Annotated in this window: 17 protein-coding genes; 1 reads left to right on the top strand and 16 read right to left on the bottom strand. The window is 59.9% G+C overall.

Going from position 1 to position 21,741, the window contains the following annotated elements; all coding sequences use genetic code 11:
* Window positions 1–52 precede the first annotated feature (52 nt).
* From KGB03_RS23400 to KGB03_RS23325, 16 genes are all read right to left on the bottom strand, one after another.
* The gene (locus KGB03_RS23400) at window positions 53–790 is read right to left on the bottom strand and encodes a cephalosporin hydroxylase family protein (RefSeq protein WP_223529245.1); all 738 of its coding nucleotides are present in this window, start codon (window positions 788–790) and stop codon (window positions 53–55) included.
* A gap of 17 nt (window positions 791–807) precedes the next feature.
* A complete protein-coding gene (locus KGB03_RS23395) occupies window positions 808–1,878 on the bottom strand; it encodes a class I SAM-dependent methyltransferase (protein WP_223529243.1) in 1,071 nt (356 codons plus the stop codon).
* On the bottom strand, window positions 1,868–2,725 hold the full coding sequence (locus KGB03_RS23390) for an NAD-dependent epimerase/dehydratase family protein (RefSeq protein WP_218536478.1): 858 nt from the start codon (window positions 2,723–2,725) through the stop codon (window positions 1,868–1,870). The genes KGB03_RS23395 and KGB03_RS23390 overlap by 11 nt, the downstream gene beginning before the upstream one ends.
* Window positions 2,722–3,948, bottom strand: a complete 1,227-nt coding sequence (locus tag KGB03_RS23385) for a class I SAM-dependent methyltransferase (protein ID WP_223529241.1) — start codon at window positions 3,946–3,948, stop codon at window positions 2,722–2,724. Before KGB03_RS23385 ends, KGB03_RS23390 begins: the two co-directional genes overlap by 4 nt.
* Window positions 3,945–4,505 carry a dTDP-4-dehydrorhamnose 3,5-epimerase family protein gene (locus KGB03_RS23380; RefSeq protein ID WP_218536476.1) on the bottom strand — a complete coding sequence of 187 codons (561 nt, stop codon included), beginning with the start codon at window positions 4,503–4,505 and terminating at the stop codon, window positions 3,945–3,947. Before KGB03_RS23380 ends, KGB03_RS23385 begins: the two co-directional genes overlap by 4 nt.
* Window positions 4,502–5,584, bottom strand: coding sequence for a CDP-glucose 4,6-dehydratase (gene rfbG, locus KGB03_RS23375; protein WP_223529239.1), 1,083 nt, complete (start codon window positions 5,582–5,584; stop codon window positions 4,502–4,504). Before rfbG ends, KGB03_RS23380 begins: the two co-directional genes overlap by 4 nt.
* On the bottom strand, window positions 5,566–6,339 hold the full coding sequence (gene rfbF / locus KGB03_RS23370) for a glucose-1-phosphate cytidylyltransferase (protein WP_223529228.1): 774 nt from the start codon (window positions 6,337–6,339) through the stop codon (window positions 5,566–5,568). Before rfbF ends, rfbG begins: the two co-directional genes overlap by 19 nt.
* A gap of 248 nt (window positions 6,340–6,587) precedes the next feature.
* Window positions 6,588–10,163, bottom strand: a complete 3,576-nt coding sequence (locus KGB03_RS23365; RefSeq protein ID WP_223529218.1) for a glycosyltransferase — start codon at window positions 10,161–10,163, stop codon at window positions 6,588–6,590.
* Between the two features lie 126 nt (window positions 10,164–10,289).
* Window positions 10,290–11,894: a flagellar hook-associated protein 3 gene (locus KGB03_RS23360; protein ID WP_218536472.1), complete on the bottom strand. Its 1,605-nt coding sequence runs from the start codon at window positions 11,892–11,894 to the stop codon at window positions 10,290–10,292.
* A 13-nt stretch (window positions 11,895–11,907) separates the two neighbouring features.
* Complete coding sequence (flgK, locus tag KGB03_RS23355) at window positions 11,908–13,971, bottom strand: flagellar hook-associated protein FlgK (protein WP_223529216.1); 2,064 nt, start codon at window positions 13,969–13,971, stop codon at window positions 11,908–11,910.
* 23 nt (window positions 13,972–13,994) lie between these two features.
* Window positions 13,995–15,293 (bottom strand): flagellar assembly peptidoglycan hydrolase FlgJ, encoded by a 1,299-nt coding sequence (gene flgJ, locus KGB03_RS23350; RefSeq protein WP_223529214.1) that lies wholly within the window; start codon window positions 15,291–15,293, stop codon window positions 13,995–13,997.
* Window positions 15,294–15,304: 11 nt separating this feature from the next.
* Window positions 15,305–16,393, bottom strand: coding sequence for a flagellar basal body P-ring protein FlgI (locus KGB03_RS23345; protein ID WP_111451853.1), 1,089 nt, complete (start codon window positions 16,391–16,393; stop codon window positions 15,305–15,307).
* A 27-nt stretch (window positions 16,394–16,420) separates the two neighbouring features.
* Window positions 16,421–17,116, bottom strand: coding sequence for a flagellar basal body L-ring protein FlgH (gene flgH / locus KGB03_RS23340; RefSeq protein ID WP_218536469.1), 696 nt, complete (start codon window positions 17,114–17,116; stop codon window positions 16,421–16,423).
* Between the two features lie 52 nt (window positions 17,117–17,168).
* Window positions 17,169–17,954 (bottom strand): flagellar basal-body rod protein FlgG, encoded by a 786-nt coding sequence (flgG, locus tag KGB03_RS23335; RefSeq protein ID WP_008011001.1) that lies wholly within the window; start codon window positions 17,952–17,954, stop codon window positions 17,169–17,171.
* Window positions 17,955–17,999: 45 nt separating this feature from the next.
* Complete coding sequence (locus KGB03_RS23330; RefSeq protein ID WP_111451851.1) at window positions 18,000–18,740, bottom strand: flagellar basal body rod protein FlgF; 741 nt, start codon at window positions 18,738–18,740, stop codon at window positions 18,000–18,002.
* 320 nt (window positions 18,741–19,060) lie between these two features.
* On the bottom strand, window positions 19,061–20,620 hold the full coding sequence (locus KGB03_RS23325; protein WP_111451850.1) for a sigma-54-dependent transcriptional regulator: 1,560 nt from the start codon (window positions 20,618–20,620) through the stop codon (window positions 19,061–19,063).
* Window positions 20,621–20,947: 327 nt separating this feature from the next.
* Here KGB03_RS23325 and phhA point away from each other — a divergent pair, with 327 nt between their 5' ends.
* On the top strand, window positions 20,948–21,733 hold the full coding sequence (phhA, locus tag KGB03_RS23320; protein ID WP_223529199.1) for a phenylalanine 4-monooxygenase: 786 nt from the start codon (window positions 20,948–20,950) through the stop codon (window positions 21,731–21,733).
* Window positions 21,734–21,741 lie beyond the last annotated feature (8 nt).

Here is a 21,741-nt window from a genome sequence, read left to right as displayed (position 1 = left end):
CCTTCCCCACCACAGACCGTTTGCCTGATGAACACTTGAATAAAGGTGTCGCTTAACGTACTCGGCGCAGATAGCCGTCTGGCGCGACCGAGATCAGCAGCTTGTTGTCCATCGCCCGGTCAATCTCGAAATCACGGTTTTCTTCCAGGTAGGCCCAGACCGCGGTTTTCGGGTTGTCACCCTTGCCCCACGGACGATCCGGGAACGCATCTTCCGGCATGTCTTCGACCACGGTGTCCATGACGACGCAGTAGCTACCGACCGAAACCAGTGGAGCGTACAGACGCAGTTCTTCCAGCACGTGATCGTGGGTGTGGTTGGAATCCAGCACCAGAATGACTTTCTTGCCTTCGGCCGCGGCGTGCACTTGTGCGGCGATAGCAGGGTCGATACTCGAACCCTCGATCATCGAGATGCGCTTGCTCATCGGGTGGCTTTCGATGGCTTCGCGGTTATGCGCACGAATGTCGAGGTCAATGCCCAGTACTTCGCCGTGGCCTTGCAGCTCCAGCAGGGACGCGTAGTAGATGATCGAGCCGCCATGGGCGATGCCGCATTCGATCACCAGGTCCGGCTTGACCTGCCAGATGATCTCTTGCATCGCCATCATGTCTTGCGGCAACTGGATGATCGGGCGGCCCATCCACGAGAAGTGGTAGCTGTACTTGTGTCTGGCCGATTCGTTGAAAAAATCCCGGGCCAGACCGGTCAGCTTCCGGTCATCGCCCTGACGTGCGATTTCTGCCTGGCACTCGGCTTCGAAAGCTTTATTGATGGTGTCGTCTGTCATTTTATAAGTCTCAATAGTCACTGGAACGAAGCGCTGTCTACGGCGTGATAGACGTAGCGTCCACCGGTCATCCGCTTGATTTCTTCGAGGTAGTTGGAGTTCATCACAAACAGGTTGGCGCCTTCGGGCAAAGCGTCCATCGCCTCTTGGGGCGAGGACACGCGCGCGCCGCTCAGGGGCAGATACCGACCCTGTTTGGCCGGGTTAATATCCACCACGCGATCCACCGCCACACCGGCCCGTTGCAGGAACAGCGAATAGATCACGCCTTTGGACGACGCGCCCCAGATCGCCGAACCCTGCTCCGGGTTTGTCTGGATGATTTGCGCCGCGCGCTCAAGGCTGCTGGTAAAACCACTTGGCAGGTCCAGGCGTGGCACCGGTTGTTCCGGGGTCAGGCGCAAGGTCGCAAGGTCGGCGACGATGTACAGGTACTGGCCTCCGAACAGGTGACCGGCCTCATGCACGGTGCCGAACATCCGGCGCAGGTCATCGAGGCGGAAATAATTGACGTGCTCGTAGAACAGGTCGAACCAGGCGCGGTGTTCGAGGATCCAGTCGAAGCACGGCACTTCAATGTAGATCTGCCCGCCCTGATTGGCGTTGGCCATCTCGACCAGAAAACTCACCGGGTCCTGAATGTGTTCCAACACATGGCGCAGCACAATGGCGTCAGCCGCCAGGCCGAGGCCACGGGTGAACGGTGCCTTGATCACGTCGGCATTGTTGCCTTCGTAGGCCGGGTCAATGCCGGTGATGGCGTAGCCCAGGCCTTTGAGCAGTTCGAGAAAGTAGCCTTTGCCGCAACCGACTTCGATCAGTTCCTGACCCGTGAAGTGGCGGGCAATGATGCCTTCGACATCGTTCAGGTGCTTCTGGAACTGGCCCGAATGCGCCTGCTCGTTCTGGTAGTCGGCGTCGTAGCTGAGCTTGTCGGCGTCGAAGGCCTGGTTGAAGATCAGCCCGCTCTTTTCATCTTGCACCAGTACCATGTCGGCGCACGCCGAGGCCCTGGCCGACGCCGGGTCGGCAAAGGTGCGGTTCTGCAACACCGGCAGGTCGGCGACCCGATACAACTCATGCCTCATGCTCTGCTCCCAGTAGCTGTTGCAAACGGTCCGCCACGCCCCAGAACGCCATCGGCTCATGGGTCGCGTATGGGTAATGACCCAGGTTCAAATCGATCGACGCACCGCGTTCTCGCACTCGCTGCTCGACCAGCGCCCGCACCGAAACCGGCTGGCCGCTGGCGCAATTGATCACGCCGTCGAAGTCACGCTGTTGCAAGATCGCCGCGAGGTAGCCGGCAGCCGTCTCGATCGCCAGGTAATCGCGCAATTGTTCGCCGGCCGACATGTTGAAGCGCTCGTCGCCGGCATCGATCGCCCGATCCAGCGCTGCGAGCAAACTGTTGGGGTTTTGCCCCTCGCCGTGCAGGTAAAACAACCGCGCCCATTGCAGAGTGAACGGCTGAACCCTCTGCAGGTTTTCGAGGAACAGACGCAGGGTATTTTTTGCCAACCCATAAGGGTTGCCGGGCTGCGGCGCGGCCTGCTCGCTGAGCGGGCCGCTTTGCATTCCGTATTCGAAACAGGTCCCGGTGACCAGCACTTGCGATACGCCCGCTTCGACCGCGCCCTTGATGAACCGGTAATCGGCCATCAGGTTGTGCTCGAAGTGAAACAGCGCCTGATAGTTCGGCAAGCCCGGCCAGGCCAGATGCGCCAGGGCGTCGACGCCATCGCTCATTGCGGTGATGTTCAGGTCTTCGCCGTGAATATCCGCCGTGATGAACTCCACGGCATTGATCCACGGCAAGCTCGCGGCGGTCTCGGCATTGCGCGCCACCGCGCGAACTTCGCAGCCACGGGCAAGCAACGCCGTGACCAAATGGCGGCCTACGAACCCGGTGGCACCGGTCACCAGCACTTTCACAGGATGGTCAACTCAGGCACGGCGATCACGAAGCGGCCATCCCACTGACGCACCTGATCCAGTTGCTGACTGACTTCGTGCAGCAGGTTCCACGGCAACACCAGTACGAAATCCGGCTTTTCGAGCTCGATCTGGGCTGGCGAAACAATCGGAATGCGACTGCCCGGCAGGTACTTGCCCTGTTTGTGCGGGTTGGCGTCGGCGACCCAGGCCAGCAGGTCCGGCTTGACCCCGGCGTAGTTGAGCAACGTGTTGCCCTTGGCGGCGGCGCCGTAACCGACCACTCGTTTGCCGTCAGTCTTGGCCTTAAGCAGAAAGCGCAGCAGTTCATGTTTTATATGTTCGGCGGCCGGTGCGAGGGTCGCGTAGTACTCGGGCGTTTTCACCCCGGCAACGAGTTCGGCGTGCAGTTGCTGAGCAACCGCAGGTTGCACGTCCCGACGAACGCCATCAGCGCGCTGGACGAAGACCCGCAGCGAACCGCCGTGGGTCGACAGCTGACTGACGTCGAACACTTCCAGGCCGTTGCGCATGCACAACGTCTGCACAGCCGTCAGCGACAAATAGGAATAATGCTCGTGATACAGCGTGTCGAACTGTTGGCCGGCCATCAGCGTCAGCAGTTGCGGAAACTCGAAGGTCACCACGCCGGTCGGCTTGAGCAAGGTGGCGAAACCACCGAGGAAATCATTGATGTCCGGCACGTGGGCCAACACGTTGTTGGCAGCCATCAGGTCCGCAGACCAGCCTTCGCCGACCAATTGCGCAGCGGTGTGACGGCCGAAGAACAACTCGCGGATTTCCAGGCCCTTTTCGCGCGCCGCTTGCGCGGTGCTGCGGGTCGGTTCAACGCCCAGGCAAGGGATGCCGCGACCGGCGACGTACTGCAACAGGTAACCGTCGTTGGCAGCGATTTCCACCACACGGCTGTCGGCGGTCAGGCCGAAGCGCTCGACCATCTCGGCAACGTAACGATCGGCATGCGCGAGCCAGGTGCTGGAAAACGAACTGAAATAAGCATACTCAGCGTCGAACAGACTGTCGGCACGGGTGTAATCTTCGGTTTGCACCAACCAGCACTGCTGACACACCGCGACCTTCAGCGGCACCCATTGTTCGGCCTGTTCCAGCTGATCGGCACGAACGTAGGCGTTCGACGGCGGCGATGTGCCAAGGTCGATCAGCGGCAAGGCCAAAGAAGTTCCGCAACCACGACAGTTCATAGACGCACTCCAGCGAAGCGTTCATCGAGCAAGGGATGGCTGGCGTCCCTGGCTGACAGATTTTTGACAGGCAACGGCCAGGCTATCGCCAGCCGTGGATCGTTCACCGATAAACCACCTTCGTGCTCCGGCGCATAGTCGGCGCTGTGCAGATAAAGCAATTCGGCGTCGTCGGTCAGGGTCTGGAAGCCGTGGGCAAATCCGGCAGGAATGAGCAGGCTGCGACCGTCGCCGGCGCGCAGGTGTTCGGCGTGCCAATGCAGGAACGTTGCGGAGTCGGGCCGCAGGTCCACCGCCACGTCCCAGACTTCACCGCGCAGGCAGCTGATCAGTTTGGCTTCCGCCGCGTTGGCATTCTGGTAATGCAAGCCACGCACACTCCCGCGCACACGGGTGCAGGAATGGTTGATCTGGCGAATATGAAACGCTTGGCCGAAGGCACTCAGGCTGCCCTCGCAGAACAGCCGGGCGAAGTGCCCACGCTCATCTTCGAAGCGTTTGTGCTGCACGCTGAACAGTCCGGCCAGCGGCAAAGGCTTCAACAGAAACTCGCTCACAGCGCGCCTCGGTACAGGTTCAACTGGCTCAACGTGATGGCGCGCATGTCATCGCCGTTTTGCCACGCCAGGTGCCAATCGAGGGTCTGGGTCAGGCATTGCTGCAACGACCAGCGCGGTTGCCAGCCCAACAGTTGACGGGCGCGGCTGCTGTCCAGGCGCAACAGGCCTGCTTCATGCAGATCACTCGGTTCTATGCGCAATCCGCGCGCTTGTGGCCAGCGGTTGGCGAGCAGTTCGACGACTTCGCCGACGCTGCACATGTCCGCTTCGCTCGGACCGAAGTTCCACGCATCGGCAAACTCGGGACCTCGCTCGTAAAGACCGGCGGCCAGCTGCAGGTAACCGGCCAGCGGCTCCAGCGCGTGTTGCCACGGGCGGACCGCTTGCGGGTAGCGCAGGGTCACCGGTTCGTCGGCCGACCAGGCTTTCAGGACATCGGGAATCAAACGCTCCGGGGCAAAATCGCCGCCGCCCAACACGTTGCCGGCTCGGGCCGTGGCCAGGGCCAGACCGTGTTCGGCATATTTCCCGGCCGGGAAGAACGACGCTGCATAAGACTGCGCCAGCAACTCGCAACACGCCTTGCTGCTGCTGTAAGGATCGTGGCCGCCCAGGGCTTCGTTTTCACGGTATGGCCACAGCCATTCCTGATTGGCGTAGACCTTGTCGGTGGTCACCAGCACGCAGGCGCGCACGCCACCGACCTGACGGATAGCTTCAAGCAGGTTCAAGGTGCCCATGACGTTGCTGGAGTAAGTCCCCAGCGGATCGCGATAACCCTCGCGCACCAGCGGTTGCGCCGCCAGATGCAGGACGATTTCCGGTTGGGAGTCGGTGATCAATTCGAGCAAGGCGCCCAGGTCACGCAGGTCACCGCGCTGATCGTTGATGCCTTCGTGGACACGCGCCAGTTCGAACAGGCTCGGTTCGGTGGACGGATCAAGGGAAAACCCAGTGACTTTCGCGCCGAGGCTTTGCAGCCACAACGTCAGCCAACTGCCTTTGAATCCGGTGTGCCCGGTCAATAGAACCCGCTTGCCGCGCCAGAATTCCGGGCTCAGCCCCATTGCTTCCATGGGGCCTCCCCGCTCAGCCACAGCTGCTCAAGGTGGTTTTTGTCGCGCAGGGTGTCCATCGGATGCCAGAAGCCGTCGTGCTGAAACGCTTGCAGCTGCTGTTCGTCGGCAAGCGCGGCCAACGGCTCGGCCTCCCAGGATGTTTGGTCGTCGGCGATGTACGGCAGCACTTTTGGCGACAGCACAAAAAAACCGCCATTGATCCAGCCGCCGTCACCGCGCGGCTTTTCAATGAAACCTTTAACGCTGTCACCGTCGCGCTCCAGGGCGCCGTAACGGCCAGGAGGCTGCACAGCGGTGACGGTCGCGAGTTTGCCGTGGGACAGGTGAAAATCCACCAGAGCACCGATGTTCAAATCGGACACCCCGTCGCCGTAGGTGAAGCAAAACGCTTCTTCGTTTTCCAGATAGCGGCTGGCACGACGTAAACGGCCACCGGTCATGGTTTCTTCACCGGTATCGATGAGCGTGACGCGCCACGGCTCGCTGTAGTTCTGGTGAACGTCCATGCGGTTGTTGCACATGTCGAAGGTGACGTCAGAGGTGTGCAGGAAGTAGTTGGCGAAGAAGTCCTTGATTGCATAGCCCTTGTAGCCCAGGCAAATCACGAAGTCATGAATCCCGTGAGCGGAGTACTGCTTCATGATGTGCCAGAGAATTGGCTTGCCGCCGATTTCAATCATCGGCTTGGGTTTGAGGTGCGACTCCTCACTGATGCGCGTGCCCAGGCCGCCCGCCAAAATAACTGCCTTCATCGTCTCCCCTCTTGTTCGTCACAGGGCTCAGCCAAGCTGTATCAAGCTTTTGCAGGCCTTCTGGATAAAACCTTCAATGCCGCTCAGGGCGCTTCTGGATTCACCGGAAGTGCTCGTTTTATGGCGATATCGGGGGGACTTGCAGGAAACGCGCCAGCTCTTTCTCTGTGAGGGGCGGGGTCTGAGCTTGGGTGTATATCCGTTTTAGCGGTAACGGATATGTACCCGATCGCAATAGACCCCGTGGATCAGTTCGGCAACCAAGCCTCGGCCCAGTAATTCAGGTTATTGCCCCGCAGCATGTAATCACGCAGCACTTCCTCGCGCAGCGCGTCACCCATGCGGTAACTCGCGTCCGGGTCAGCCAGGTGCATACGGATTGCCTCAAGCCATTCCTCGGTACTGTTGCTCACCACCTTGGTACACGGCAGGTAACCGCGATAAGCCTCTGTGTCCGTACAGATCACCGGATAACCGCACGCGCCATATTCCAGCAGGCGCAAGTTGCTCTTGCAGTCGTTGAAGATGTGAAATTCCAACGGCGCCAAAGCCAGGTCAAGGTTCAGGCTCGCCAGTTTGCCTGGGTAAGCCTGCAGGCCAACGGCGGGATGGAATTCATGCACGAAAGGCTTGAGTGCCGGTGGGCACATGCCGAAAAACACCCACTCCACTTCATCCGCCAGCAGGCGAACGACATCGGCAATGATCGCCAGATCGCCATCGTGACTGGTCCCCCCACCCCAACCTACCCTCGGTTTGCGCGACGTACGTCGCTGGCTGCTCAGACCGGTCCACAGATGCGGAGCGAGCATGTTCGGCACCACGCGAATATCGTCATGCATGCCTTGGAGGGTGTCAGCCAGCGGCTGGGTCGACACCACCACCCGATCACACAACCCTATTGCGCGCCGCACAATCTGTTCAACACCGACAATGGCCTTGCGCACGTGAGCATTTTTCTTGGGCACATCGATGACATAGTCATCGAGCTCGAAGATCCGGAAAGCCTTGGAGCTGTTCCTGACCCGCTCCACTTCATTCACTGCGCCCTCACTGTAGCGCCCTTGCAGAATGATGACGTCGGGTGACTGGCGTTCCAGCTCAATGTCCGAAGGCGTATGGAATGATAGATTACCGAGCACTTGACCCGCGGCTTCCAGCTCGAGAAACGGTTGGGTGACGCGGTAATGACCCACTGCAGTCTCATTGATCGGAATCGCCAGCACCCGTGGCAGCATGTGACGGGCGAACGGATTCCAGTCGCTCTTGAAACCCGGTTCAAGGCTGAAGTTATTGGTGTTGAGGCTCAGGTTGACGTTGTACGCCGGATCTCTAGCGATGATCGGCAGCCAGCGCTGATAAAACCGCTTCTGCTCAGCCAGCAGCTCTGACACCACCGGCCCGCTCTCCGCCTCGGCAGCCACGTGGACCGACTCGGCATACGGCGTCCAGACCACCAGATACCCCTTCTGCCTGACACGTAGACAGAAGTCAGGGCCGCCGAGTCTTTGGGAAAAGGCCTGCTCGTCAAACCCCCGAAGCTCATCGAACACTTGCTTGCGGACCAGCAGGCACTCGGTTCTCACAGCACTCAAATTCTGCACCGCCTGCTGGCGCTGCATATACCCTGGAGTGGTCATCACCTCACCGCGCCAAGGCACGCCGACAGGGCCGCGCATTCCCAGCACCAGGGCAGAACCTTCGATACGCCCCTGAGGGCTGACCATTCGCCCACCGACGACGCCCACCTCCGGACGCAAGCCGTGATTCAGCAGCTCCCCAAGCCAGTCACGATTGACGATCAGGCTGTCCGGGCTGAGCAACAGCACATACTCGCCGCGCGCCTGAGCAACGGCGAAGTTCTGCGCCGCTGCCGGGTTATCGGGGTAATCGCAATGCAGCACGCGCAGTTTTTCGCCACCCATTTGCGACATGGCGGCCAGCCAGTCCCGCGCCTCGATCGAGGTGCTGGCGTTGTCGACGATCAACAATTCGTAGTGAGCATAGGCCGTGTGTTCCAGCACACTTTCGATACAACGTTCAAGCCGACCGAGCTGATCCTGGGCCACTACCACAATGGACACCAGCGGCTGAACGCCATGCTGGTAGTCAATTCGATTGATGAGCGGCACGTTGCCCGGCCGCACCTCGTGTGCCGCACCGATACGATCAAGGTGCGCCGTCAGTACACGGCAGTTTTGCTCGATAACCTGCGGCAGAGCGAGCCATTGCGACAGGCCGAACGAGGACTCGACCAGTACTTGGGCGACATGCTCGATGACATGCGCGCCATGGTTTTCAACGAGCCGCCAAACCAGATCATGGGGGCTGAGTTCAGCGAAGTCCGGGGTGAAACCACCCGCGGCCACAAAGCCTTGACGCTGGATGGCCAGTGTCCGCCCGACATAGGGATAACTGCGCAGCAGGTCCAGATTGAAATCGGACTTGAAGATCGGCTCGACCGACACGTCATTGCGCAAGCCACCTTCATCGCTATAGATACACAGCGCGTCGGCACTCTCGACCATCCGCTCGGCCAGAAGCAGCAAGGCCAGTTCATTCAGGCGATCACCGGCCCGCAGAAGATAGAACCAGTGCGCACTGTCGGTCTGCATCAGGCCATTGAGTTGCTCAAACCCGTCGCCTTGCAGGGCCACACGAATCACATTACCGGCAAGGGCACTGGCGCGATTTTCACCTGAGAGCACCAACACCCTTTCGGCGGCATAGACCTGCCGTTCGATGCTCTCCAGTGTGACGCCCAATGCCGCATCGTCAGCGTCGGCATCAATCACCACCGGCACAATTCGCGGCTGCCATGCCCACGAGGCAAGGCGCGTGGGCAACAGGCGCTGCTGGGCGGGGTTCAGGGTGCGACAGGCCAGCCATTGCTGATACACATCAGCAAAGCTGTCACAGTTTTCACCGACCCGTGAACGGATCAAGGTCGCGGTAAAGCCCAGCGAACGACTCAGGGCCATTTCCTCCCAGTCATACGGTTCACCGAGGGCGGCACTGGCCAGATCGATATAGCGCACATGCCCCGGCGCTGGCGCCGGTTCGCCGCTGCGCACCGCCAGCATTTGGGTCAGCCAACCAAGCTCGACCGCCACGGCCTGCTCGACCTCCAGTTGATTGCTCATGCGCGCCGGGTGCAAGCGTTCGAAGCTGAGCACCTGGCCCATTACCGCCAGATTGCCACGACGCAACAGGCAGACAAACAAGGCGAAATCGAGACGGGCGACAAACCCTTCGCCGACCTGGGTCAACGCGGGCAAATACTCCAGCACCTGATGAGTACGCATCAGCGCACCGCTCAAATTGCTGAGAAAGTTCAGGGCCGTGCTTTCCAGCACATCCAGCAGGTCTTCACCCTTGAACAGCGTATCTCCCGAGACAAAGCTGGAGTTCTCCAGACGCTCGGGAAGCAGAAGGTAATCGCCGTCGCAATACTGACGCAACGCAATCACCAGATTCACGTCGTCATGGTCAATGAAACCCTGCACCTGACGGGCAATGCTCTCAGGCAGCAGTTGATCGTCATCACAGAGAAGTTTGAGGTACTCCCCCGTCGCCTGCTCGGCGCAGGCCATCAGATTTCCCTTGAACCCCAAGCGTTGTTCATTGCGCACATAACGCAATGTCACGGTTTGCGGCACTGTGCAGGCCTGGACCAGTGCATGGATTTCGTCGCTGTCGCTGTCGTCACACACGATCACTTCAAGCGATGCATAGGTCTGATTCAGAGCGCTTTGCAGCGCTGCCTGAAAGTAAAGCGGGTTGTAGGCGGGAATGGCGATGCTGACAAGAGGAGTTGGTTTCACGACAGGGGAACTCGCGAGCGGCGGGCGCTCACTCTGGAACGAGTGGAGCAGCCCTGAACCGCTGAAAAATGACGGTTTGCACTCGGGTGTTTTGAACCTTCGTGCCCATAGCGCGAAGGCCTTGACTCAGACTTTGTTGAACAACCCCAACTGAGCGATTTTGCTGAACGCCAGTTGTGAGGCCTGCAACATGGTTTGCTGCAAGGTCAGGCGGGTCATCACCGTGGCCGGGTCCGAATCACGGATCGCCCCCTGGGTCTGCGTATTGGCCAGCACCAGGCTCTGGTTGATATCGGTCTGAGTCGTCAGCGACGAACCGCGACCACCCACGGAACTGATGCTGGAGGTCAACTGGTCAATGCCGCTGGTCAGGTTGCCGATGCCCGAACCAATGGCTGCGTTGAGTTTTTGAATGGCCAGCGGATCGTTGTTGGTCGGCGTCGACAGCGCGGTTTTCAGCTGGTTGACGGTGTCCAGAATGTTCTGCGTCTGGTGAGTGTTGACCGAGACAGAGAACTGGTCACCGGCAAGCATCGACGGCGCCGGTACGCCGCTCAGCGTGAAGGCGACACCCGATGCGGTGGCGACGTTGCCCGCCAGAACGCCGCTGGAAACCGGCTTGCTGTTCGCGGTCAGAGGCGCGGCATACAAGTCGAAAGCCGTGGGGCTGGTGAACTTGAGAATCGCCTCGCCTTCCGGAAAGCTGGCGTGGTAGGCGGCACTGTTGGTGATGCTCGTATTGGTGACGACTTCGGTAGACAGGTTGCCTGGGGCACGGGACGCATTGAAGCTGTCCGGCTTGGCCGCCAGGGTAAAGCTGTAGGCATTGGGGGACGGGGGCGCCGGAAATACGGTCGCCGGAACGTCACCGGACTTCAGGTTGATGTTCAACTTCAGATCAACGCCACGGAAATTGATCGTCTGTGTGGCGGCCCCCCCGGTGGAGCTGAACACGCCATTGCCAGAAGCCTCGGACGTGACGTCATTACCCAGCGAATCCCGGATTTCCAATTGCGTAGGGCTGAGGAAATTCACAGTGTAGGGCTCGCCACCGCGGAATTTGGCGTTATAGGTCACGTCCGAATTCACCTGACCATTGGACAGCACCACACGACCACCATCGACGAGCGGCGTGGGCGAGGTCATGGTGGACTGCGTGCGACTGGTGTTGATGGCTTGCTGGAACACAGCCCAACCGGTGCTGTTGGTGGCCATCGACTGGGTATCGCCAATCGGCAGGTCCAGCGTGACCTGATCACCGTTATAGCTGTAGGTGCCGTCGGTATTGCGCGAGAACGGAACGGTATCGCCCTTGGAACCGGAGAAAATGTATTTGCCGTTTTCGTCCTTGGAGTTCATCAGGCTCAACAGCTGCTCTTCGATCTGGCTGAGCTCCGAAGCGTTGGCCTGACGGTCAGAATCGGTATAACCGGCGTTACCGGCACCCAGGGCCAGTTCCTTGGCGCGTTGCAGCACGTTGCCGATGCTGGTCATGACCGCTTCAGTCTGGCCAAGCGTGGCTTTGATCGTTGTCATGTTGTTCGAGAACTGATCGAGCATCGAAGCCTGCTGCCCCAATTGCAGCAAGCGCGAAGCGCCGACCGGATCATCGGCGGCCGTGTTGACGCGAACCAGGCTACTGGCCTCTTCGCTGCTCTTGACCACGTTGGCGAAGTTCTTCTGGTAATTGGCAGCCGAGGACTCGTAAAACTGGGCGGTAGAAATGCGCATGGGCTACGACTCCTTAAATGCTGTTGATCAGTGTGCTGAAGATTTCCTGCGCAGCCTTGATGATCTGCGAAGAGGCGGTGTAGTACTGCTGATACTTGACCAGGTTGCCGGTTTCCTCATCGAGGTCGACACCCGAAAGCGAGTCGCGCGCACCTTTGGCGTTCGCCAGAATGGCTGAGGTCGCGGCGCTGTCGAGCTTGCCTTGGGCGGCCTTGGAGCCAACGCCTTCGACCAGTTTGCCGTACGCGTCGTTCAGGGAAATACCTTTGCTGGCGGAGCCGGTGTCCACGGTCTGCGCGGTCTGCAAGCCGGCCAGTGTGGTGCCGTTACGGTTATCCAGGCTGCCCGGCTGACTGAGCGAGACGTTAATTGCCGCGCCGCTGCTCGGGGCACCGGCGAAGGTCATGCTGAAGGTCGCGGTGTACTGAGTGGCAGGCGCAGGCGGGATCGGCGCCCCCGTGGCATCCTTGAGCGGAATGTTCAGGTTCAGGGTGTTGCTCTCACCTGGCTTGATGGTGCCGCTGCTGATCAACCCGCCCTTGGCATCCAGGAACTGGTAGGTCTGGCTGGTGCCGTCGGCGGACACCGCACCAAATACCACCTTGGTCGGCGTGGAATTTTTCAGGCCGTTCTGCATCGCGGTGGTGGTCGCCGCGTCGTAGATATCGAATTTAGTGGTCAGGGTCGGTTGGCCGCTGGCCGGGATCGTCAGGGTGCCGCTGCCACTGCCGCTCGCTGCAATTGCCGCGCCCAACGGTGCCGCGATGGCCAGACGTTTGGAGTCGGTCATCTCGGTCTTGATGTTGGCGGCCGCATTGCGGGTCGGGGTGATCTTGAAGGTATCACCAGCGGCGGCAGTGCCGCCGAGCGTCATCGAAAAACCGTCGATCACCGGCGGTGGCGTGGTCAGCGTGCTGAAGCTGCCCATGCCAGTGTTGTCCGGCAGGCGCTGCACGGTGTAGTCGGTAGGACTGGTGAACGTCACCTTGTAATCGTTGATGGTCAGCTTGCCAGTGTCTTCGATGCTGACAGCGAAGTTGCCGGAACCGACACTGTTATTGCCCGAAGCGATGCTGCGCTGAGCCATCTGCGCGGCACTGTTGATGCTGTTGAACAGGTTCGAACCGAAGTCACCGTTCTTGTCGATGCCCTGGGCCTGAATGCTGTTCATCTGATCGGCGACGACCAGAGCGACGCGACCCAGTTCGTTCATGGCCGGGTCGAGCACGGTGCTGCGATAGCGCAGCAAACCGCCGATTTCGCCACCGGTCATGATCGACGTGATATCGATGGTGCTCGAACCACGATTGAGTTGCAGCGACAAGCGGTTCGGGTCGTCTTTGCCCGGCACGACTTCGAGTTTGTTGACGGTGTTGCCCATGACCAGCGGCTGGCCGCTGCCCAAGTAGATATCGACGTTACCTTCACGCTCGACGATCTGCGCGCCGGTAAAGGTCGAAAGCTGGCGTACGGTCTCGTTACGGGCGTCGAGCAGCTCGTTCGGCATGCCACCAGAGCTGGAAATCTCGGAAATCTTCTGGTTCAACTGCGCCACGGTGGCGGCCAGTTTGTTGACCTGATCGGCCATGTTCGTCAGGTTGCCATTGATGTTCGCGTTCTGCTCGTTCAACTGGCTGGACACTGAATTGAAACGATTGCTCAAGGCCTGGGCATCGCTGAGCAGCAACTGGCGTGAAGCGTCGTCACCCGGCTTGGCGTTGACGTTCTGCACCGAGGCAAAGAACTTGGTCAGTGCGCCATTGAGGCCGGTGCTGGTGTCCGACAGCAGTTTGTCCAGCGGCGTGACCTGCCCCAGGTACGCGGCCGAATCACTGTTGAGCGACGTGGTGGTCTGCAGTTGGGCGTCAAGGTAGCTGTTGTACACCCGACGTACATCGGCCAGGGTCGTGCCGGTACCGATGTAGACATTGCCGAACTGCTGCGAGGCTTTGGTTCCCTGCACGGTCTGCTGACGCGAGTAACCCGCGGTATCGACGTTGGCGATGTTGTTACCCGTCGTCATCAACGACGATTGGCTGGCTGACAGCCCCGACATCCCGATATTGAGCAAACTCATGGTTCAGACCTTAATCCTTGTGCCTATAAAGGCGTGGTGGAAGCGCCCGCCGCAGCGTAGTTCTGGTAACTCGTCATCTGCTTGGCTATCTGCGAAATCTTGCTCGCGTAGTCCGGGTCGGTTGCGTAACCGGCCTTTTGCAACTCGCGCACAAACTGTTCTGGGTTATCGGCCGACTTCACGACATCTTGATAGCGATTGTTGGTTTGCAGCAGCGTCACAAGGTCATGGAAGCTGTCCTTGTAAGAGTCATAGGAACGGAACTGCGCCGTCTCCTTGACCATCTCGCCATTCCTGAATTCGCTGGTGATTGCCCGCGCCGATTCGCCCTTCCAACTGCTGCTGGCCTTGATGCCGAACAGGTTGTGACTGCTGCTGCCATCCTGGGCGCGCATGACCGATTTGCCCCATCCGGTTTCCAGGGCGGCCTGCGCCACCAGGTAACGCGGATCGACCCCAATGCGTTCGGCGGCCTCTTTGGCCATCGGCAGCATGGTGTTGACGAATTCGTCGGCGGAACTGAACGCTTTCTTCGCCGGCGCCAGCGGTATCTGAGCCATGGCACGGCCATAAATCTGCAGGCGCCCGCTGGATGTCGCATCCGTTTGCGAAGCCAGCCAATCGCCGTTGTACAGGGGGCCGGCACCGGTCTTGGTGCTCTGCGGCATTTGGATGCTGTTCTGCGCCGTCGGGGCGGTCGCGGCAGGGGTCGATGCCGACGGCACCAGCCCTGCGAGCAAGCGGTCGGCCAGTTTCGGCGGCAGCGCCAGACGTCGCTGATTGATCAGCGCCATATCATTGCGATGAGTGCCCTCGCCCGCACTGGCCGACTTCACCGAGCGCGAAGCCCACAACGGACGCTCGCCATTGAGGCGCGACAACGGCCCGTTGGTGGCGACCGTACCGGCGGCTATCGGGGTTTCCACGGCGGCTTTCGCGGCAGCTTGCTTGGCGGCTGACGCGGCAGCGGCCTCGCCCGGGGCCATCGGCTTGTTCTTCGACATCTGACGCATCAGCACGTCAGCCAGACCAATACCGCCACCCTCACGGGACATGGAAACGGCCAACTGCTGGTCGTACATTTCCTGGTATTGCTTGGCTGCCGGCGTGTTGAGCGGATTGTCCTGGCCCAACGTTTCAGTGGCCGAGCGCATGGACTTGAGCATTTCACCGAGGAACAGCGACTCGAATTCCTGCGCCACCTTGCGCATGTTGCCGTCGCTGTTCTTGTCGCCGACCTTGAGCTGGTTCAAGCGATTGAGGTCCGAATAGGAACCCGAATCGTTGCTGCTGACCCCCAATCCGCCCTTGCGCATATCCATGGTCGCCGTCCTCAAATCACGATCAGGTCGGCTTGCAGCGCACCGGCCTGTTTCAGTGCTTCAAGGATGGCCATCAAGTCACCAGGCGCCGCGCCGACCTGATTCACCGCACGCACGATTTCGTCGAGGGTGGTGCCCGGGCCGAACTTGAACATTGGCTTGGCTTCCTGCTGGGCGTTGACCCGCGAGCGCGGCACGACCGCCGTCTGCCCATTGGACAGAGGGCCGGGCTGGCTGACGATCGGGTCTTCGGTGATGGTCACGGTCAGGCTGCCGTGGGTCACGGCGGCCGGGGAAACCTTGACGTTCTGGCCGATCACGATGGTGCCGGTCCGCGAGTTGATGATGACTTTCGCCACCGCCTGACCCGGGTCGACTTCAAGGTTCTCGATGATCGACAAATAGTCGACGCGCTGACTCGGATCAAGCGGCGCACTGACGCGAATCGAACCGCCGTCGATGGCCTGGGCAACGCCAGGGCCGAGCATGTCGTTGATCTTGTCGACGATGCGCTTGGCCGTGGTGAAGTCCGAACGGTTGAGGTTCAGCGTCAGGCTGTTGCCTTGGTTGAAACCGCTCGGCACCGAACGCTCAACCGACGCACCACCCGGGATACGACCGGCCGACGGAACGTTGACGGTAATCTTCGAGCCGTCACGACCTTCGGCGTCGAAACCGCCGACCACCAGGTTGCCCTGAGCGACCGCATAGACGTTGCCATCGATACCCTTGAGCGGCGTCAGCAGCAAGGTGCCGCCGCGCAGGCTCTTGGAGTTACCGATGGACGATACAGTGATGTCGACCTGTTGACCCGGCTTGGCGAACGCCGGCAAATCAGCACTGATCGACACCGCCGCGACGTTCTTCAATTGCACGTTGCCCGAACCCGGCGGCACCTTGATGCCGAACTGCGAGAGCATGTTGTTGAAGGTCTGCAGGGTGAACGGGGTTTGCGTCGTCTGGTCACCGGTGCCGTTAAGTCCGACCACCAGGCCGTAGCCGATCAATTGGTTGGAACGCACGCCGGAAATACTGGCGATATCCTTCAGCCGCTCGGCTTGAGCGTTGAAGGCCGCGGACAGCATCAGAGCAGCCACCATGAGGCTTTTGAAATTCAACGTGGCCACCTAGAAAGGGAACAGCGGGCTGAGGAAGAAACGGTCGAACCAGCCTGGCTGACTCGCATCGGCAAACGAACCGGTGCCCGAATAGGTGATGCGTGCATCGGCGATACGGGTCGACGAAACGGTGTTGTCCGTCGCGATGTCATCGGCGCGAACCAGCCCTGCAATCCGCACCAGTTCATCACCGGTATTGAGGGTCATCCACTTCTCGCCGCGCACGGCGATAATGCCGTTGGGCAACACGTCGGCAACGGTCACCGTGATCGAGCCAGTGAGGCTGTTGCCCTGCCCGGCCTTGCTGTCACCCTTGGTCGCGCGGTCGCCGCTGTAAGCGGCTTCCAGACTCAGGTCACCGCTGCCGAGCGGGTTATTCGTGTTGGGTGTACTACCGAACAATGAGGACAGGCCAATGCTGGTCTTGCTGGTCTTGCCGACCTGGGAATTGGCGTTTTTGCTGGCCTGGGTCTTCTCGTTCAAGGTGATGGTGATGATGTCACCGACCCGGAACGCCTTGCGGTCGCTGTACAGGTTCTGTTCGAAACCGGCCTGGTAGATCGAGCCGTTATTGGCCGCTGCCGGCAGCGGCGTGCGCGGTAACACCGGGGCGTAGTAAGGGTCATTGGGCTTGGGCGTCGGACCGACGCAACCCGAAAGCGCGGCGATCCCACTCAGTGCCAGAACAGATACATAGCGATTCATGACCCTACCTCACGGTGTTGCAGGCGACCTCATGGCCGCCTCATAGACTTGATTACAGATTCTGCGTTACGAACGAGAGCATCTGGTCGGCGGTGGAGATCACCTTGGAGTTCATCTCGTAAGCGCGCTGAGTGGTGATCATGTTGACCATCTCTTCAACGGTGCTGACGTTCGAGGTTTCCAGAGTGTTCTGCAGCGTGGTGCCGAAACCGGCCAGGCCCGGGGTGCCGACTTGCGGCGCGCCGCTGGCAGCGGTTTCCAGGAACAGGTTATTGCCCACAGCCTGCAGACCGGCCGGGTTGATGAAATCGGCGGTTTGCAGGTTGCCGATCACCTGGGAGGCCGGGTTGCCGGCAACGGTGATGGACACGGTGCCGTCGCGACCGACCGTGAAGGTCTGGGCATCGTTCGGGATGACGATGGCCGGTTCCAGGGCGAAGCCGCTGGCGTTCACGATCTGACCGTTGGAGTCCAGGTGGAACGTACCGTCACGGGTGTAGGAAGTCGTGCCGTCCGGCTGCAGAATCTGGAAGAAACCGCGACCGTCGATGGCCATGTCCAACGGCTGCTCGGTGGTTTGCAGGCTGCCGGCGGTGAAGTTTTTCTGGGTGCCGACGATGCGCACACCGGTACCCACTTGCAGACCCGACGGCAGCTCACTGTCCTGGGTCGACTGGGCGCCTGGCTGGCGTTTGATCTGGTAGAGCAAGTCCTGGAACTCGGCGCGGTCACGTTTGAAACCCGTGGTCGACACGTTGGCCAGGTTGTTGGAAATGGTCGTCAGGTTGGTGTCCTGGGCGGACAGACCTGTTTTGGCAACCCATAGAGCCGGAAGCATTCGATTCTCCTCGTGCGCCTGTTTTACGGCGCGACGTTCTGATAATTAGCTGATCTGCAAGACCCGAGCCATGGCCTGGTCATCGTCTTTGGCGGTGTTCATCATCTTGATGTGCAGCTCGAACTGCTTGGCCAGGGCCAGCACCGAAGTCATCTCTTCCACGGCGTTGACGTTGCTCGACTCAAGGAAACCGGACACCAGTTTGACGTTGGCATCGGCTTGCGCAGGCTTGCCGTCCTTGGTGTGAATCGAACCGTCCAGGCCTTTGGTCATGTTCTTGAAGTCCGGGTTGACCAGTTTGATGCGGTCGACTTCCGCCATCACGCGCGGGCCTTCGCCCATCGCACGAATGCTGATGGTGCCGTCCTCGCCCACTTCGATTTGCTGCTCGGGCGGCACGGCAATCGGCCCGCCATTGCCCATCACCGGCATACCGTTGCCGGCCCGCAGCACGCCCAGGGCGTCGACGTTCAGGCTGCCGGTGCGCACGTAGCTTTCGCCGCCATCAGGGTTCTGCACGGCGATCCAGCCATTGCCTTGCACCGCGACATCAAGGTCGCGACCGGTTTCCACCAATGCGCCAGGGGAGAAATCGGTGGCCGGACGTTCGGACAGGGCAAACGCACGCGCCGGAAAGCTGTCGCCGAACACCGGAATCGAACGCGCCTGTTCCAGGTCTTTCTGGAAACCGTTGGTGGAGATGTTCGCCAGGTTGTTCGCATGAGCCTTCTGCGCCAGTGCATTCTGGCTGGCGCCGGTCATTGCCACATAAAGGTACTTGTCCACACTCTTTCCTCTGCATGCCGGACGTTTGCCGTCCACCGCTGTACTGCTGAGCGATAAGCAATTTGCAGACCAACTTTTTTCTGGCGGCGCAGGGCCCGGCAAACAAAGGACTTGAGGGGTTCAGGAGGGATTGGAGGATTGTGTCAAAGACGAAAAACCGGCGGTGTTATGCCGGTAAGTGGCAACGGCTGACCTTGAGGCTGACTGGACTACCGTCTTCGCGAGCAAGCCCGCTCCCACCTTTAATTTGTGTTCGACTCGATCAAATGTGGGAGCGGGCTTGCTCGCGAAAGGTCCATCACAGGTAAAACAGCTATCGGCTAAGACTCAGTCTTGCCAACTTCATACTCACGCAACTTATTGGCAATGGTCGTATGCGAAACCCCCAACCGTTTGCCCAGTTGACGACTGCTCGGGTGTTCGGAATACAAACGCTCAAGCACCGCTTTCTCGAAACGCCCGACAATCTCATCCAACCCGCCCTCGAGCGAGAAATCGCCAAGTGGCTGACGCACGCCGTAGTCCGGCAGGCGAATATGTTCGGCCTTGACGGTCCCGCCCTCACACAAGGAAACCGCCTGGAACAACACGTTTTCCAATTGCCGGACATTGCCCGGCCAATGGTAGTGACTGAGCCGTTCCATCGCCGCCGGCGCCAGTTTCGGCAGCGGGCAACCGATCTGTCGACTGGCTTGATCGAGGAAGTGTTCGACCAGCGGCGTCAAACCGTCGAGGCATTCGCGCAGTGGCGGGATGTGCAGTGAAAGCACGTTCAAGCGGTGATACAGATCCTGGCGAAACTCACCCCGCGCGCACAATTCGGACAGGTCGACCTGCGTCGCACAAATCACCCGCACATCCAGATAAACCTCTTCATCGCTGCCCACACGACGGAAGCAACCGTCCTGCAGGAAACGCAGCAATTTCACCTGCAAGCGCGGGCTCATTTCCCCGACACCATCGAGAAACAGCGTACCGCCCGCCGTCAGCTCCAGCAGACCGAGTTTGCCTTCGGCCCGCGCCCCTTCGAAAGCGCCGGGGCCGTAGCCGAACAGCTCCGTCTCCGCCATGGATTCCGGCAGGCCGGCGCAGTTGAGCGCCATCAACGGTGACTGCCCCCGCGGACTTGCCAGGTGGCAGGCGCGCGCCAACAACTCTTTACCCGTACCGGTTTCACCTTCTATTAATAGCGGCGCATCCAGCGGCGCCATGCGTCGGGCTTCGCGCACCACCGCGGCCATCACCTTCGAGCTTTGGAAAATGCTGTCGAAACCTCGCAGCTCCTGCTTGCGCACGTTATAGATGCGCTCACCGACCCGGTCGGCGCGGTGCAGCGTGAGCACCGCGCCAGCCATGGCTTCGCTGTCGTCATGCTCTGATTGCAGTGGCGCAATGTCGGCGAGAAACACGTCGCCCTTCACCTTCACCCGCAAGCCGTTGATCCGCGACTTGTTGGCGCGCACCAGTTCCGGCAAGTCGAAATCCTCGGCGTAACGCGACAGCGGAATCCCCGGCACCTCATCTACCCGCACGCCAAGCAACTGTGCCGCCGCACGGTTGGCCGCGACGATCGAGCCACCCATGTCGATCGACAGCACCGGAAACTCCAGCGCACCAAGCAAGGCATTGAGCTCCATGTGCCGACGCTCGCTGGGCATCAGTCCTACACGCTTGACACCGAACACCCCGGCAATCGATTCGAATTTCGGACGCAATGCCTGAAACTGAATGTTGATCAGGTTCGGGCAATGCAGGTAGATCGCGTTGCCATGCTCACCGCCGACCTCGCCGCGTGCGACGTTGATCCCGTACTCCACCAGCAGGTTGAGAATGTCGCGCAGAATGCCGATGCGGTTCTGGCAGTGGACTTTGATACGCATATAAATGGCCCGAAAAACGATAAATGAGATCAGTACCTGTGCGCACTCCCACACGGGAATCGCAGCGCTCAATTGAACGCGCCCGGCAGATTTTTCTGTCAAGCGTGAAGATAGTCGTCAAGATTATGTGACACCTGCAAGCCATTTCAAACCCGCAAATCTCAATCCCTGCGCCATTGCGGCAAATCCGTAACGAATACTTTACGAAAATCGACGATTTTTCCTACGAACGGCGCGACTCGCGTGCTGCAACACTGCATTTCTTGAGGTATTTCTAGGTCCATAGCAGGACATAACAAGAACGAAATCCCCTAGCAGGAGAGCAGCATGAAGCAGACGCAATACGTGGCTCGCGAGCCCGATGCGCAAGGTTTTATCGACTACCCCGCCGAAGAACACGCGGTGTGGAACACGCTGATTACTCGCCAACTGAAAGTGATCGAGGGTCGTGCGTGCCAGGAATACCTGGACGGTATCGAAAAACTCGGTCTGCCCCACGACCGCATTCCGCAACTCGGTGAGATCAGCAAGGTCCTCGGTGAAACCACCGGGTGGCAGGTTGCCCGGGTACCCGCACTGATCCCCTTCCAGACTTTTTTCGAATTGCTCGCCAACAAGCAGTTCCCGGTGGCGACGTTTATTCGTACCCGCGAAGAGCTGGATTACCTGCAAGAGCCGGACATTTTCCACGAGATCTTTGGCCACTGCCCACTGCTGACCAACCCCTGGTTTGCCGAATTCACCCACACCTACGGCAAACTCGGCCTACAGGCTTCCAAGGAAGAACGCGTTTACCTGGCGCGTCTGTACTGGATGACCATCGAGTTCGGCCTGGTCGATACAGCTGAAGGCCTGCGCATCTACGGCGGCGGCATTCTCTCCTCGCCGAAAGAAACCGTTTACTGCCTGTCGGACGAACCTGAGCATCAGACCTTCGATCCGCTGGAATGCATGCGCACGCCGTACCGCATCGACATCCTGCAACCGCTGTACTTTGTCCTGCCGAACCTCAAGCGCCTGTTCGATCTCGCCCACGAAGACATCATGGGCATGGTCAAGCAAGGCATGCAGCTGGGCTTGCACACACCAAAATTTCCGCCAAAGGCCGCGTGATCCGCAGC

The organism is Pseudomonas sp. BF-B-26 (genome assembly GCF_019956495.1).
Classification (GTDB): Bacteria; Pseudomonadota; Gammaproteobacteria; order Pseudomonadales; family Pseudomonadaceae; genus Aquipseudomonas.
The sequence above is the reverse complement of the archived record's forward strand: the minus strand, read 5'-3'. Positions and strand labels throughout refer to the sequence as shown.

What these genes read in the sequence shown, in the direction of transcription:
- flgG (WP_008011001.1), bottom strand. Translation starts at nt 17,954, where the DNA reads ATGCTTCCGGCTCTATGGGTTGCCAAAACAGGTCTGTCCGCCCAGGAC.
- KGB03_RS23360 (WP_218536472.1), bottom strand. Translation starts at nt 11,894, where the DNA reads ATGCGCATTTCTACCGCCCAGTTTTACGAGTCCTCGGCTGCCAATTAC.
- KGB03_RS23345 (WP_111451853.1), bottom strand. Translation starts at nt 16,393, where the DNA reads ATGGTGGCTGCTCTGATGCTGTCCGCGGCCTTCAACGCTCAAGCCGAG.
- KGB03_RS23325 (WP_111451850.1), bottom strand. Translation starts at nt 20,620, where the DNA reads ATGCGTATCAAAGTCCACTGCCAGAACCGCATCGGCATTCTGCGCGAC.
- rfbG (WP_223529239.1), bottom strand. Translation starts at nt 5,584, where the DNA reads ATGGAAGCAATGGGGCTGAGCCCGGAATTCTGGCGCGGCAAGCGGGTT.
- rfbF (WP_223529228.1), bottom strand. Translation starts at nt 6,339, where the DNA reads ATGAAGGCAGTTATTTTGGCGGGCGGCCTGGGCACGCGCATCAGTGAG.
- KGB03_RS23385 (WP_223529241.1), bottom strand. Translation starts at nt 3,948, where the DNA reads ATGAACTGTCGTGGTTGCGGAACTTCTTTGGCCTTGCCGCTGATCGAC.
- flgJ (WP_223529214.1), bottom strand. Translation starts at nt 15,293, where the DNA reads ATGGATATGCGCAAGGGCGGATTGGGGGTCAGCAGCAACGATTCGGGT.
- phhA (WP_223529199.1), top strand. Translation starts at nt 20,948, where the DNA reads ATGAAGCAGACGCAATACGTGGCTCGCGAGCCCGATGCGCAAGGTTTT.
- flgH (WP_218536469.1), bottom strand. Translation starts at nt 17,116, where the DNA reads ATGAATCGCTATGTATCTGTTCTGGCACTGAGTGGGATCGCCGCGCTT.
- KGB03_RS23395 (WP_223529243.1), bottom strand. Translation starts at nt 1,878, where the DNA reads ATGAGGCATGAGTTGTATCGGGTCGCCGACCTGCCGGTGTTGCAGAAC.
- KGB03_RS23400 (WP_223529245.1), bottom strand. Translation starts at nt 790, where the DNA reads ATGACAGACGACACCATCAATAAAGCTTTCGAAGCCGAGTGCCAGGCA.
- flgK (WP_223529216.1), bottom strand. Translation starts at nt 13,971, where the DNA reads ATGAGTTTGCTCAATATCGGGATGTCGGGGCTGTCAGCCAGCCAATCG.